The sequence below is a fragment of the Luteococcus japonicus genome (genome assembly GCF_003752415.1).
Taxonomy (GTDB): domain Bacteria; phylum Actinomycetota; class Actinomycetes; order Propionibacteriales; family Propionibacteriaceae; genus Luteococcus; species Luteococcus japonicus.
In genome coordinates this window covers 1,809,894-1,822,411 of the sequence record NZ_RKHG01000001.1, presented here as the reverse complement: position 1 = coordinate 1,822,411, position 12,518 = coordinate 1,809,894, and the positions used below count along the sequence as shown (strand labels likewise).

Genomic DNA, 12,518 nt, shown 5'->3' with positions numbered 1-12,518 from the left:
GGGTCAGCCTCCGTAGGAGTGCATGCCACCGAAGAAGTGGTTGCCGAGGAAGGTGAAGATGATGGCGCCGAAGCCCAGGATCAGCAACCAGGCGGAGCGGTTGCCCTGCCAGCCCTTGGTGACGCGGGCGTGGATGTAGGCGCCGTAGATCAGCCAGGTGACCAGTGCGGCGGTCTCCTTGGGGTCCCAGCTCCAGTACTTGCCCCAGGCATTGTTGGCCCAGATGGCGCCCTGGATGTTCATCATGGTCAGCAGCGGGAAGCTGAACACGACGGCGCGGTAGCCCAGCTCGTCGAGGCGCTCACGCGACGGCAGGGCCGCCCAGTTCACCTTCGGCTTGAGCAGGTACAGGATGCCGGCGGCCGATGCGACACCGCCGGCGCCGTAGCCCAGGACCGCCAGGAAGACGTGCACCGTCAGCATGAAGGGGCTCTGCAGGGCCGGCATCAGGGGCTTGGTGATGTCGTCGCGGGTGGCGGCGTAGATCAGCACGGCCAGTGCCATCGGCAGCAGGGCGATGCCCAGGAAGCGGGCCTGGTGGCGGCGCTCGAAGTAGACGTAGAAGGCGAGCATGCCCCAGCCGAAGGCGCAGGCGAACTCGTACTGGTTCGCGAAGGGGGCGTGCTTGACGACGATGGTGCGGGCGATGAACCAGATGCTCATCGCGATGAACCCGGCCAGGGTCAGCTGGCTGCCGTACCAGGCCACACCGCGGGTGGCGGTGGTCCCCGTCTCAAGGCTGGTCGAGGGAACCGACGGACCGCCGGCACCGGCCATCACGGGGGCGGGGCGACGGCTGGTGGTCAGTCCGGCGACGAAGGCCACGGCGGCCAGCGCCACCAGGATCACCGCCGCGCTGAGGGCGAACTTCGAGATCTCAAGCATTCTTGCTCCCAGTGGTGGTCCCCTCGACAGGCTCGGGGGTCGGGTAGGTGGTGTCGGGGGGCGTGAGGGGGGTCGTGTCATCGGCGGTTCGGGAACCGAAGAGGGCGGGGACGACGTCGTCGTCCTCGGGGACGGCCACGTCACGTTCCTCGTGGGCGTCATGGCTGGTGGCGGTGGTCCTGCCGCCCAGGCTCTCGACGAAGCGGGTCACCTCCGCCTCGAAGAGGATGTCGTGCTTGTCCGGCGAGCCGATCCGCAGGGTGTTGCCCGCCGCGTCGGGGTGGATGCGCAGCCACAGCCGCTGGTGGCGGAAGAACATGGTGCTCAGCATGCCCAGCACGAGCAGCAGGGAACCCAGCCACACCAGCGGCGCACCATTGTCCTTGCTGACCATCAGGCCGGTGAACTGGCGCTCCCGGTTGAAGGTGACCTGCAGCCCGTCCATGGTCAGCGGCTTGCCCTGGCTCAGCACCTGGGAGTCAACGGGCTTGCGGTCGGCGTCGTAGAGGTCAACCATCACCTGGCCGGGGCCGATCTGCGCGTCGATCTGGCCCGAGGCGGGGGCGATCACGACGATCATCCGGCCGTCGGGCAGGGCCTGGCGGCCGTAGTTCTGCAGCTGGTCGTCGGTGGCGTACTGCAGTGGCACACCGGTGTGCAGGATCTCCTTGCCGGCGGCGTCCTTCACGGTCATGTCCGCGGCGAAGCCGAAGTAGGACTGGTTGAACATGATCCGCCCTTGCTTGAGCGGCGAGTTCACCTTGAGCAGGTGCTCCTTGACGGGCTTGCCGTCCTCCCACAGCACCACGTCGGCGGCATAGTCCATCGGGGAGCCGTCGTCGTGGTAGCTGTCGGTGAAGCTCTTCGCCTCGACGGCCAGGTTGGTGCCGTGCCCGACGGCCTGCGGCCCCATCCCGATCGGGACGGTGAACTCCTCCTCGTGGAATCCGGTGTTGTTGGTGACCAGCACACCGAGCAGGATCAGGCAGAAGGCGGTGTGCGCCAGCGCGGTGCCCAGTGGCATCCAGCGGTAGCGGTCGGCATAGAGGTTGAGGCCCTCCGTGGCGTCGCGGTTGTCCTCGATCACACGGAAGCGCTTCGCGGCCAGCTTGGACTTCGCCTCGGCGTAGAGCTGCTGCGCATCGCCGGCCACGACGCTGGTGCGATGGGTGCGGGCGTGGTCGAAGAAGCCCTCGCGCACATGGGTGTGCGGCTTGGTGGCATTGCGCCACAGGGTGGGCAGGCGGTGCGTGGTGCAGGCGATGATGCTGAGCACCAGGAGCAGGTTGACGATCCGGAAGGGCCACGAGCTGAACATGTGGAAGACGCCCATCATGCTCAGCGGATAGGTCCAGCCGCGGAACTTGGGGTGCACCTGCTCCAGGAATTCGCGGTAGCGCCCCGGGTCCGCCCGCACCTCGGCCGGAACTTGGTCGAAGAGCACACCCACCAGACTCAGGAAGGTCATCGCGAAGATCAGCCACAGGCCAAAGCGCTTGTTGTGGAACAGGCGGTAGATGCGTCGGAACAGGTCCTTGGGACTGATGTCGCCGCCACTGGCAACTGCGGTACTCATGCTGGTCTCCTCATACTCCGAAGGCGGCAAGCCTGCTGAACTGGTTGGTGATCACCAGGAAGCCGACGAGCACGAGCAGCGCCCCCGAGATCAGTTGGACGGCGGCCTCGTGGCGGGTCAACCAGGAGAGCTTCTCGCTCACCCAGGACGCCCCGAGAGCGACCGCGACGAAGGGGATGCCCAGCCCCAGGCAGTAGGCAACCAGCAGGGCGGCGCCCTGGCCGACGCTGCTGGTCTGGGTGGCCAACCCGATGATGCCGCCGAGGATGGGCCCGATGCAGGGCGTCCAGCCGGCGCCGAAGGCCAGGCCGAGCAGCAGTGAGCGGCGCAGGCCGGGGGCCTGGGCGCCGCGGCCGGAGCGCGGGCCGCCCATGGTGCGGGCCAGCAGTGGGATCCGGATCAGGCCGGCGACGTGCAGCCCCATCACCACCAGTACCAGTCCGCCGATCCAGCGCATCAGGTCTCGGTGGTCGCCGATCACCCAGCCGATCAGGCCGATGGAGGCCCAGAGCCCGACGAAGACGATGCTGAATCCGGCCACGAAGGCCAAGGACTGTTTCAGCGCCGCGGCGCGGGTGCGCTCCTGCTCGTCGGTGCCCACCAGGTAGCCGACGTAGACGGGCACGATCGGCAGGAAGCATGGCGAGGCGAAACTGATGATGCCGGCCAGCAGCGCGATCGGGAGCGTGGGATTGTCCATGGTGGTGTCCGGTGCGGGACCGGGTCAGCGTGAGGGCGAGGCCGACGGGCTGCCTGCCTTGGCCGACGGGGAGGCGGACGCGCTGGGGGACTTGCCCAGGTGGGACTGGACGCTCTTGGCCAGCTCGGACTTGGGGTCCAGGTCCACCACCTTCTGCCAGTTCTCGCGGGCCTTGGCCATGTCATTCTTCGACATGTACAGGAAGCCGAGGTTGTAGTAGGTCACGGCCTGCTTGGGGTCCAGTTCCTTGGCCTTGGTCCAGGAGACCTCGGCATCCTTGAGGTTTGCGCCGTTGAAGTGGGCGACGCCCAGGGCCAGCCAGGCCGTGGGGTCCTTCGGGGTGACCTCGGTGACGCGCTTCTGCCACCTGGCGGCATTGGCATAGTCCCCCGCACCGTCAGACCTCGTCGGGCCCCTGCGGCCGCTTGAACAGGTCCTGTTCGGTGCTGGGGCGCGCCCGGCCGGGGCGCACGATCCCCATGTTCGTGAGTGTCGGGTGGTCCACCCCCCGCTCCGGCTTCGAGGCCCGAGCCGGGGTCAGCAGTGCGGGCTGTTCCGGCTGCCGGGCTTCCGGCTGCTTCTGCGGCATGATCTGGTCCCGGCGGGGAAGGGGACGGCCGGCGGTCACGGCGGCCACCGCGATGCCCGTCGTCACCGGCACTGCCAGTGCCAATCCGATGGAGCCCACCAGGGTGCGCACCAGCTCCGCGGCGAACATCTCGCTGGTCAGCACCTCGCCCAGCGGCCGCTGGTAGATGCTCAGCAGCAACAGGACCGACAGGATGGCACCCGCCGTCGCGAAGGCCATGGTGTAGACCGTCGACGCGATGTGGTCACGGCCAATCCGCATCGCACCCAGGAACAGGTCCTTGCGGCGGCGTCCGCCACCCTCCGCCAGTTCCCAGACCGCGGAGGCCTGGGTGATGGTGACGTCGTTCAGCACGCCCAGGCCGGCGATGATCACGCCGCAGATCACCACGGACTGCAGCGGCAGGTTCGGCGCGGAACTGGCCAGCAGGTAGTCGTCCTCGCTGGAGACACCGGTCAGGTGCGCCCACTTCGTGGCCCAGAAACCCAGCGCCGCCGTGATCATCAGGCCGAACAGGGTGCCCACCAGCGCCGTCGTCGTGCGCGTGGAGAAACCGTGGGCGGTGTACAGCACCACGAACATGATGGCGGAGCTCGCCGCCAGCCCCACGATCGTCGGATTGTGCCCCACGATCAGTGCCGGGAAGAGGAACTTCCACATCACGACGGCCGCGAAGACCAGGCCGAGCAGGGAGGCGAAGCCACGCCACCGGGCCACCAGCACCACCAGGACCGCCAGCAGGACGGTGAAGAAGATCAGCGGTGCGCTGCGTTCGAAGTCCGCGAACTGGTAGACGGTGGTGCCGTCCTGGGGGGAGGGCATCCGGTAGAGCTTCACCGTGTCCCCGGGGTCGATCCCCGACGCGTAGATGGCCGCCGTGACCATCACCTCGTAGGTCTGGCCGGTCTCCGGGCCCTCCGTGAGTTGCACGTGCAGGTTGGCGCAGGCACGGGTGTCATTCGCGATGGATCCCGTCGTGCCCTCGCAACTGACCTCGTTGACCATCGTCACGTGGGCCTTCGGCATGGTGACGCCCGGGACCATCACCGACGAGGTGTCGTTCTTGATGTGCGAGGTCACGTCGTGCGGCCACAGCCAGACCAGGGCGGTGACGGTGAGCACGGCGATGGGCACCAGGAAGCTCATCATCAGGCCCAGTGCCCGTTGCTCGAGCCGCCGGATCTCCGGATCGTCGCTGCGGGTGGAGTGGGAATGGGAATGTGCCATGAGGGCCTAACCTTTGACCAATGACCTGCGATGGAAGCGAGCTGTGACCGAGCGTCTGTTCCCCCGGCGTGGCACCGTGGTGCCTCCAGCCGCGGCCACCATACCCGCTGCGAGGCCGTCCTCCCGAAGGATCTTGTCGGCGGCCGGACGGCTTGATTCCTGCCTCGGACGGCTCCGGCGGTCCGGCGGGGATCCGACGCACCGACGGACCGGCGACGTGTGGTGGCGGGCCAGCGTCACACCGCTGGGTCCCGTCCTGTTGCGATTGTGTGATGACGGACCCGATGTGGAGGCCACCGCGTGGGGTGAGGGGAGCAGCTGGGCGCTGGACCAGGTGCCGCGCCTGCTCGGCTGCCACGACGAGGCAGACTTCCACCCCTCGCACCCACTGCTGAAGGCGCTCGTGCGGCGCCACCCGTCGCTGCGCGTGGGGGCGACGGACCTGGTCTGCGAGAGCCTGCTGCCCGCCGTGATCGAGCAGAAGGTCACCGGCGCCGAGGCCTTCCGCTCCATCGCCCGGCTGACCAGACGTTACGGGGATCCGGCGCCGGGACCGGCCCGCATCGTGGGGCATCCGGCGGACGGCATGGTGCTCCCGCTGACCGCCGCGCAGTGGGCCGCGGTGCCGTCCTGGGAGTACCTCACGGTGGGGGTGGAACAGAAACGGTCCGCGACGGTGGTGGCGGCCGCCCGCCGAGCCTCGGCACTGGAGCGGGTGACCCAGCGCCCGGATCCGGACTCGGCCCTGCGCTCCCTGCCGGGGATCGGTCCCTGGACCGCAGCCCGGGTGCGGCAGCAGGCGCTGGGCGATCCTGACGCGTGGAGCATCGGTGACTACCACGTCCCCCGCGCGATCAGCTTCGCGTTGTGCGGCGAGGAACTGGACGACGACGGCTGCGCCGAGCTGCTGGAGCCCTTCGCGGGGCACCGATACCGCGTCGAGCTGCTGCTGGCCCAGGCCGGGGACCGCCGGGAGCGCCGCGGTCCCCGTCGCAGCCTGCCCGCGCATCTGCCCTGACGGCCGGCGCCCGGCCATCAGGGGTGCGCCGGGTGGGCGCCGCTGCCCGCCTCCTCAGCGGGATCGGGTTCCGCTTCCAGCTGGGGGAATGGATCGGTGTCGTTCAGGTAGCGCAGCCAGGCCATCCCCCCGGCCATCGCCGGCACCGCCAACAGGGCGCCCACCAGGCCGAAGAGGTAGCCCGACAGGCTCACCCCGACGATCACGGCATAGGGGTGCAGGCTGACGGCCCGGCCCATCAGCAGCGGCTGCAGCACATTGCCCTCCAGCTGCTGCACGGCCAGTACCACCACGGCCATCAGCAGCGCGGTGGTCGGGCCGCCGGTGAACAGGGCGAGCACCACGGCCACGGCGCCCGAGGCGATGGCGCCCACGAAGGGGATGAAGGCGGACACGAAGACCAGCATCGCCAGCGGCAGCGGGAAGGGGACGTCCAGCAGCAGCGCGCCCAACCCGATACACACCGCGTCGATGACCGCCACCACCACGGCCGTGCGGGCGTAGAGCTCCAAGGCGTGCCAGCTGCGGCGGGAGGCCTCGAACTGCCGGTTCCGCGAGCGCGGCGGCACCAGCCACAGGATGCTGCGCCAGATGCGCTTCCCGTCGCCCAGGAAGAAGAAGGCGCTGACCAGGCCGAGCAGGGCCATGGCACTGAGTTCGCTCAGCGAGCCACCGAAGGTCATGACGGTGGAGGCGATGTTCGACGAATTGGTGGCCAGCCAGGCCTGGGCCTTGTCCACCGCCTGGGGAAGCTGTCCGTCCTGTACGTGCAGGGGTCCGCCGCGCAACCACGCGGCCGTGGAGTGCAGTACGTCCTGCGCCATCGCCGTGATGCTCCCGCCGTCCGCCAGCAGGGCGCTGCCGGCATGGCCGATCACCGCGATCAGGACGCCCATGGTTCCGACCAGGGCCAGAGCGCCGGCCAGGTAGGCGGGCACGTGGAGCCGGCGGCGCATCCAGGAAACGGCCGGGCTCAACAGTGCGGTCAGCAGCATGGCGATGGCCATCGGGACCAGGGCGAACCTGGCCTGGCCCATCAGGCGGATGGCCACCCAGCCGCAGGCGACGGAGACCAGGAAGGGGATACCGACGCGCAGGGCGACGTCGAGGGCTCGGGGGGTGCGGTTCCGCAGGTCGGGTTGTTCGGCGCTGTACACGAGCACCCAGCGTGCCGGGTGCACCGGCTCTCGCGCGCCCGCTGAGGGCAGCTTCCACCCCAAGGGGTGTCAGGATTTCGCGCCCCGCGGACAAGGCTGACCCGGTGTGGCCCTCAGCGGGTCCCTGAGGGGGTTCTGGCGCGGCGCGAAGCGACAGCGGCCAGCACGGCGCCCGCCGCCAACAGCGGCACGCCCAGCCGCCACGTCGCCGCCTCGACACGGGTGGCAAGCCCCAGGCAGGAGAGCAGGCCCAGCGCAGGCACCACACTCGGGATGCGGAAGTGGCTGTGGCCGACCTGGTCGCGGCGCAACACCAGGACGGCGACGTTGACGCTGGCGAAGACCACCAGGAGCAGGAGCACCAGGGTGCCGGCCAGGGTCGAGATCTCACCGGTCAGCGCCAGCAGGGCGGACAGCGCGGTGGTCACCAGGACCGCCACCCACGGGGTTCGCCGGCCCGGCAGGACCCGCCCCAGCACCGAGGGCAGCAAGCCGTCGCGCGCCATGCCGTACGCGAGACGGGAGGACATGATGCCGGTCAGCAGCGCGCCATTGGCCACCGCCACCAGCGCCACCATGCTGAACAGCACCGGCGGCACGATGCCCGCTGCCCGGACCACCTCCAACAGCGGTCCGGAGGAGGCGGCGAGTCGGGGTGTGGGCAGGATCGCGCTGGCCGCCACGCCGACCCCGACGTAGACCAGGCCCGCGGTCAGCAGCGCACCGAACAGGGCCCGAGGGTAGGAACGGCTGGGGTCACGGGCCTCCTCGGCGATGTTCACTGATGTCTCGAAGCCCACATAGGAGTAGAAGGCGAGGACCGAGGCCGCGAGCACCGCACCGGCCGGGCCGTGCCCGGCCGTGCCGAGCTGGGTCAGCCGCGAGAGGTCCGCGTCACCGCGCGCGATCACCAGGAAACCCAGGGCGATCACCAGCAGCAGGCCGCCGACCTCAACCACCGTCGCGACGGCATTGACGCCCATCGACTCCTTGATCCCCCTGATGTTGAGCAGGGCCAAGGCGGCCAGGAAGAACACGACGACGGCGGGGACGGGCAGCGAGACGAATTCGGCCAGGTAGTCACCGGCGAAGCCCAGCGCCAGGGCGCCCACCGACACGATGCCCGCCGCCAGCATGCAGAAGCCGACCAGGAAGCCCATGAACGGTCCGAAGGCGCGACGGGCGTAGTGCGAGGAGCCGCCGGCGCGCGGGTACTTCGTCGCCAGCTCCGCATAGGAGCCCGCGGTCAGCAGCGCCAGCAGGAGTGCCACCAGGAGCGGCAGCCACACCGCGCCACCTGCCGCACCGGCCACCTCGCCCACCAGGACGTAGACGCCCGCGCCCAGCACGTCACCCAGGATGAACAGGAAGAGTGCGCCCGTGCCGACGGCCCGACGCAGCGGCGTCTGGGTCTGGGCGGAGTCGGTCCGGTGAGATGTGGTCTGGGTTCTCATTGTTCGACGCTAACCAGCGCCTCAGGTGTCGCACATCACCCCTGGGGGTCAGGACCGGGGCCTTGTCCTCCCGCGCATCGGACGCTCGGATGGACACCCGTCGGCCGAGCGTCAGTCCTTGATGGCCGGCATGGTGACGGTGTCGTCCTCGGCCTGCTGGTCCTCGACGGTCTTGCCGGGCAGCCGGACGATGAACTCGGCGCCGCCCTCCGCGGAGCGTTGGGCGGTCACCTCGCCGCCGTGGGCCTTGATGGTGTGCGCGACGATGGACAGGCCCAGCCCGGTGCCGGGGGTGTTGCGCGCCTGGTCAGAGCGGTAGAAGCGGTCGAAGACGTGGGGCCGGTCCTCGTCGGCGATGCCGGGGCCCTGGTCCGCGATCCGCAGGGTGTCACCCTGCAGGTGCACGTGGATGGTGCCGCCGGGCGGGGAGAACTTCACCGCATTGTCCAGCAGGTTGGTCACCGCGCGCTCCAGCGTGTCCGGCTCACCCACCAGGAAGAGGGGGTTCAACTCCACGTCGAAGACCAGGCCAGGTCCGCGACGCTTGGCACGCACGATGGCGGACTCGACGACGTCGCGAAGGTCCATCGGCTCCGGGTTGGCCGTCACCTTGTCCTCGCGGGAGAGCTGCACCAGGTCACCCACCAGTGAGGTGAACTCGCCAAGCTGGGCGGCGATGTCGTGCAGGATCTCGCCGCGGGCCCCCTCGGGCAGCATGCCGGTCTTGTCGTCGGCCACCAGTAGCTCGATGTTGGTGCGCATCGACGTCAACGGGGTGCGCAGCTCGTGCCCGGCGTCGGCGATCAGCCGCTTCTGGCGCTCACGCGACGAGCTGAGCGAGTTCAGCATGGTGTTGAAGGAGCGGGTCAGTTCGCCGAGCTCGTCCTCGGAATGGATCTCGATCGGGGTCAGCTCGTCGGTCTCCGTGACGTGGGCCACGGCGCCCGAGAGGTTGCGCAGCGGCTGCATCGCCTGCCGCGAGGACAGCCAGCCCAGCAGTACCGAGAGCAGGACGCCCAGCCCGCCGGTGGTCATCATCGTCAGCCACAGCCAGTGCAGCGTCGCCTCCGTCGGCCCGAGAGGCCGGGCGATCACCAGTGCGTAGCGCGTGCCCTGGATGGTCTGCGGCACCGCCACCATGCGGTAGCGCGAGCCATTGGTGTCCGTCACGGTGCGTGCGGAGTCACCGGTCTGGGTTCGGGCGACGGCCAGTTCCTCGTCGCCGGGCTCCAGCGCCACGCTGGCGCCGCGCACCTGCTGGGCGCGGCCGTCGCTGGCAAGCAGCATCAGGGTCACGTTCGCGGCGCGCAGTGCACTGGTGTTCAGCCCGCCCATGCCCTCGACGTCGGTCTGGATCTGGGCGGCGGAGTAGGCGGCGACGTCGATCAGTTCGTCGTCCAGCTGGTTGTACAGGCTGAAGCGGGTCATCCAGTAGGCGCCGGTGGCCACCATCAGCACCGTCGCGCTGACGGAGAGCACCGACAACCACACCAACCGCCTGCTCAGTGACGAGCGGCGGTCCTGCAGCCGTCGCCACGGCCACGTACGGGCCAGGCGGTCGAGGAGGTTCATGGATTGCCTGTCAGGAAGTCACGGATTGCGGGGCTGGCCGGGGGCCGGGGCCCGGCGGATCACGGCGGCGTCTCACGCAGTACGTAGCCGATGCCGCGCACGGTGTGGATCAGGCGGCTCTCGCCGTCGCTCTCCGTCTTGCGCCGCAGGTAGCCGATGTAGACCTCCAGCGAGTTGGCCGTGGTGGGGAAGTCGAAGCCCCAGACCTCGTTGAGGAGCCAGCCCCGCTCCAGGACGCGCCGCGGGTGCTCCATGAAGACCTGCAGCAGCGCGAACTCGGTGCGGGTCAGGCTGATCCTGCGTCCCGCGCGGGAGACCTCGCGGGTCTGCGTGTCCAGGATCAGGTCGTCGAAGACCAGCGTCTCGCTGCCGGACTCACGCTCCGGGCGCGAGCGACGGGTGAGCGCGCGCACGCGGGCCAACAGCTCGTCGAGGGCGAAGGGCTTGACCATGTAGTCGTCGGCGCCGGCGTCGAGGCCGTCGACACGGTCACCCACGGCGTCGCGGGCGGTGAGGATCAGGATCGGGACGTCATTGCCGGTGGAACGCAGCATCCGGGTGGTCTCCAGACCGTCCAGCCGCGGCATCATGACATCCATGACGACGGCGTCGGCGTGGATGGCGGACAGCTTGGCGAGCGCCTCCAGTCCGTCGGCGGCGGTGCTCACCTCGTAGCCGCTGTACTGCATGGAGCGGGCGAGGGAGTCGCGGACGGCCTGGTCGTCGTCAACCACGAGGATGTGCATGGGCCTAGCTTGCCACTTGCGGGTCCGGATTGCCCGTCGGGCCCGCCTCCGTCTGCTGGCCGGAGACGGTCGCGGCCCGGGACAGGGCCTCCAGGACGGCGTCGGTGCGCTCCCGGAGCGTCGGCCCGGCGTCCGTGGTCAGGCCCAGCAGGTGGGCGACGACGGGAGCCATCGGCCGGATGCTGGCGTGGGCAACCTCCCGGGTGAGTGCGGGGATCTCCTCCAGTGGGACCAGCCCGGGTGCCAGCTGGAGGCGATGGCAGCATCCCTGGACGAAGAGCTGCCAGTGCTGGCGGTCCTCGCGTTCGTGCGTTGCGACGGGCTGTGCTGGCAGTGATTCGATGATCGCCCGGCGGGTGGTCTCGGGGTCCCCGCCGCGGGAGAGGGCCAGGCCCCAGATGTGGGCGGCGACCGGGGCCATCGGGCGCAGCCCACTGGCTGCCACCTGCCCGGCCAGGTCGATCAGGGCGGCGGTGTCCAGCCGGTGGCTGGGGATTCCAACGGCCCGGCAGGCCGTCTCCAGCCAGGGCTGCAGGTCTGGACTAGGCGGGGTCTCGTCAAGGTGCATGCTGTCTCCTGCACTGTGTGTGGGGATGATCACAGGCGTCGCCCGTCCGGTCCGCGGCCCAGTCTGGCCAGGAGCTCTTCCGGCAGGTGAACGCCGAAGGGGTCCCGCCTTCGTCCGGTGCATTCGGGGCAAAGATCCTGGCCGTCGTCCGGGACCCGGGTCTGGCAACGGCGGCAGGTACGGGTGGGGACACGGGCCAGCACGCTGGTCCTCCGCTCCAGGGCCGCGCCCCAGTCCAGGGTGCCCCCCGTCTGGAGGGCATCGGCCGGGCACAGCTCCACGCACTGGCCCTCCCCCTGGCAGGCGCCGGCGTCGTGGCCCAGCGTCGAGGTGCTCCCGGAGTGGCTCAGGCGGAGTGCGTCGTGCGGGCAGGCGCGTACGCAGACGCCGCAGGCGGTGCAGCCGCTCGCGCCCAAGGCCAGGGCGGGCGACGGTAGGTGGGCCGCCACGATCCCCGCGTTCGCCAGTGATTCCAGCAGCCTGGTGTGCGGGTCCGCCCCCGGTGAGTGCTGGACGCCGTCGGTCTCGGGGCGCCCAGGGCCCACTTGTGGCCGCCCCAGTGCCGGCAGGCCCAGTGTCGGCAGACCCAGGGCCGCCCGGCGGTCCACCGGGGGGCGTCGCTCGTCCAGCAAGGGCCCGCGCGCGGCGTCCTCCGGCAGGGCATTCACGACCAGGCGCCTCGGCCCGAGGAGTTCACCCAGTTGCCAGAGTTGTTGGCGGGCCTGCGCCGCGGGGCACTGCTCCACGTCCAGCCAGGCCGTCCCGGCGGCCACGGCGATGTCCACCAACCAGTGGGCGTCCACGGTGGCAAGGCACCCTTCCAGGCGCAGGCTGCGAGCCGTCGAACGGCGCTCGGCATGGTCGCACAGCACGACGACGCCGCCGGGGCTTCGCTCCAGGTGGGTGAGCAGGAGCTCCCGGCGGGTGTGTGCGGACTGGGCATCGTGGGCGCGCATGAACCTCCTCCGGTCGGGATCCCCTCGAGCCTATGCGACGCACCCCCAGACCCGGGGTTCACCTCCAAAA

The 12,518-nt window shown here is 70.0% G+C and carries 12 protein-coding genes; 1 reads left to right on the top strand and 11 read right to left on the bottom strand.

Annotated features, from left to right (window positions below; all coding sequences use genetic code 11):
* Positions 1–3: 3 nt before the first annotated feature.
* From ccsB to EDD41_RS08820, 5 genes are all read right to left on the bottom strand, one after another.
* Positions 4–885, bottom strand: coding sequence for a c-type cytochrome biogenesis protein CcsB (gene ccsB / locus EDD41_RS08840; protein WP_123575634.1), 882 nt, complete (start codon positions 883–885; stop codon positions 4–6).
* Complete coding sequence (locus EDD41_RS08835) at positions 878–2,461, bottom strand: cytochrome c biogenesis ResB family protein (protein WP_123575633.1); 1,584 nt, start codon at positions 2,459–2,461, stop codon at positions 878–880. Before EDD41_RS08835 ends, ccsB begins: the two co-directional genes overlap by 8 nt.
* A gap of 10 nt (positions 2,462–2,471) precedes the next feature.
* Positions 2,472–3,161, bottom strand: coding sequence for a cytochrome c biogenesis CcdA family protein (locus EDD41_RS08830; protein WP_123575632.1), 690 nt, complete (start codon positions 3,159–3,161; stop codon positions 2,472–2,474).
* A gap of 24 nt (positions 3,162–3,185) precedes the next feature.
* A complete protein-coding gene (locus tag EDD41_RS08825; RefSeq protein WP_170165299.1) occupies positions 3,186–3,386 on the bottom strand; it encodes a tetratricopeptide repeat protein in 201 nt (66 codons plus the stop codon).
* Between the two features lie 172 nt (positions 3,387–3,558).
* Positions 3,559–4,977 carry a YibE/F family protein gene (locus tag EDD41_RS08820; protein WP_123575630.1) on the bottom strand — a complete coding sequence of 473 codons (1,419 nt, stop codon included), beginning with the start codon at positions 4,975–4,977 and terminating at the stop codon, positions 3,559–3,561.
* Positions 4,978–5,263: 286 nt separating this feature from the next.
* Between EDD41_RS08820 and EDD41_RS08815 the strand changes: the two genes are divergently transcribed.
* A complete protein-coding gene (locus EDD41_RS08815; RefSeq protein ID WP_211336617.1) occupies positions 5,264–5,995 on the top strand; it encodes a DNA-3-methyladenine glycosylase family protein in 732 nt (243 codons plus the stop codon).
* Between the two features lie 17 nt (positions 5,996–6,012).
* On the opposite strand, the gene EDD41_RS08810 is transcribed toward EDD41_RS08815, so the two are convergent.
* The 6 genes from EDD41_RS08810 to EDD41_RS08785 all read right to left on the bottom strand — a co-directional run bounded on the left by EDD41_RS08810 (position 6,013) and on the right by EDD41_RS08785 (position 12,448).
* A complete protein-coding gene (locus EDD41_RS08810; RefSeq protein WP_148060519.1) occupies positions 6,013–7,152 on the bottom strand; it encodes an AI-2E family transporter in 1,140 nt (379 codons plus the stop codon).
* A gap of 113 nt (positions 7,153–7,265) precedes the next feature.
* A complete protein-coding gene (locus EDD41_RS08805; protein WP_123575628.1) occupies positions 7,266–8,606 on the bottom strand; it encodes an APC family permease in 1,341 nt (446 codons plus the stop codon).
* Positions 8,607–8,717: 111 nt separating this feature from the next.
* Positions 8,718–10,160 (bottom strand): sensor histidine kinase, encoded by a 1,443-nt coding sequence (locus EDD41_RS08800; RefSeq protein ID WP_425454355.1) that lies wholly within the window; start codon positions 10,158–10,160, stop codon positions 8,718–8,720.
* Between the two features lie 77 nt (positions 10,161–10,237).
* Complete coding sequence (locus EDD41_RS08795; RefSeq protein WP_094765561.1) at positions 10,238–10,924, bottom strand: response regulator transcription factor; 687 nt, start codon at positions 10,922–10,924, stop codon at positions 10,238–10,240.
* 4 nt (positions 10,925–10,928) lie between these two features.
* Complete coding sequence (locus EDD41_RS08790; RefSeq protein WP_123575626.1) at positions 10,929–11,492, bottom strand: DUF6457 domain-containing protein; 564 nt, start codon at positions 11,490–11,492, stop codon at positions 10,929–10,931.
* Between the two features lie 29 nt (positions 11,493–11,521).
* Positions 11,522–12,448: a 4Fe-4S dicluster domain-containing protein gene (locus EDD41_RS08785; protein WP_123575625.1), complete on the bottom strand. Its 927-nt coding sequence runs from the start codon at positions 12,446–12,448 to the stop codon at positions 11,522–11,524.
* Positions 12,449–12,518: the final 70 nt, after the last annotated feature.

Excerpts from the sequence above, each read along its gene's own strand:
- ccsB (WP_123575634.1), bottom strand. The coding sequence starts at position 885 with ATGCTTGAGATCTCGAAGTTCGCCCTCAGCGCGGCGGTGATCCTGGTG.
- EDD41_RS08835 (WP_123575633.1), bottom strand. The coding sequence starts at position 2,461 with ATGAGTACCGCAGTTGCCAGTGGCGGCGACATCAGTCCCAAGGACCTG.
- EDD41_RS08830 (WP_123575632.1), bottom strand. The coding sequence starts at position 3,161 with ATGGACAATCCCACGCTCCCGATCGCGCTGCTGGCCGGCATCATCAGT.
- EDD41_RS08820 (WP_123575630.1), bottom strand. The coding sequence starts at position 4,977 with ATGGCACATTCCCATTCCCACTCCACCCGCAGCGACGATCCGGAGATC.
- EDD41_RS08805 (WP_123575628.1), bottom strand. The coding sequence starts at position 8,606 with ATGAGAACCCAGACCACATCTCACCGGACCGACTCCGCCCAGACCCAG.
- EDD41_RS08795 (WP_094765561.1), bottom strand. The coding sequence starts at position 10,924 with ATGCACATCCTCGTGGTTGACGACGACCAGGCCGTCCGCGACTCCCTC.
- EDD41_RS08790 (WP_123575626.1), bottom strand. The coding sequence starts at position 11,492 with ATGCACCTTGACGAGACCCCGCCTAGTCCAGACCTGCAGCCCTGGCTG.
- EDD41_RS08785 (WP_123575625.1), bottom strand. The coding sequence starts at position 12,448 with ATGCGCGCCCACGATGCCCAGTCCGCACACACCCGCCGGGAGCTCCTG.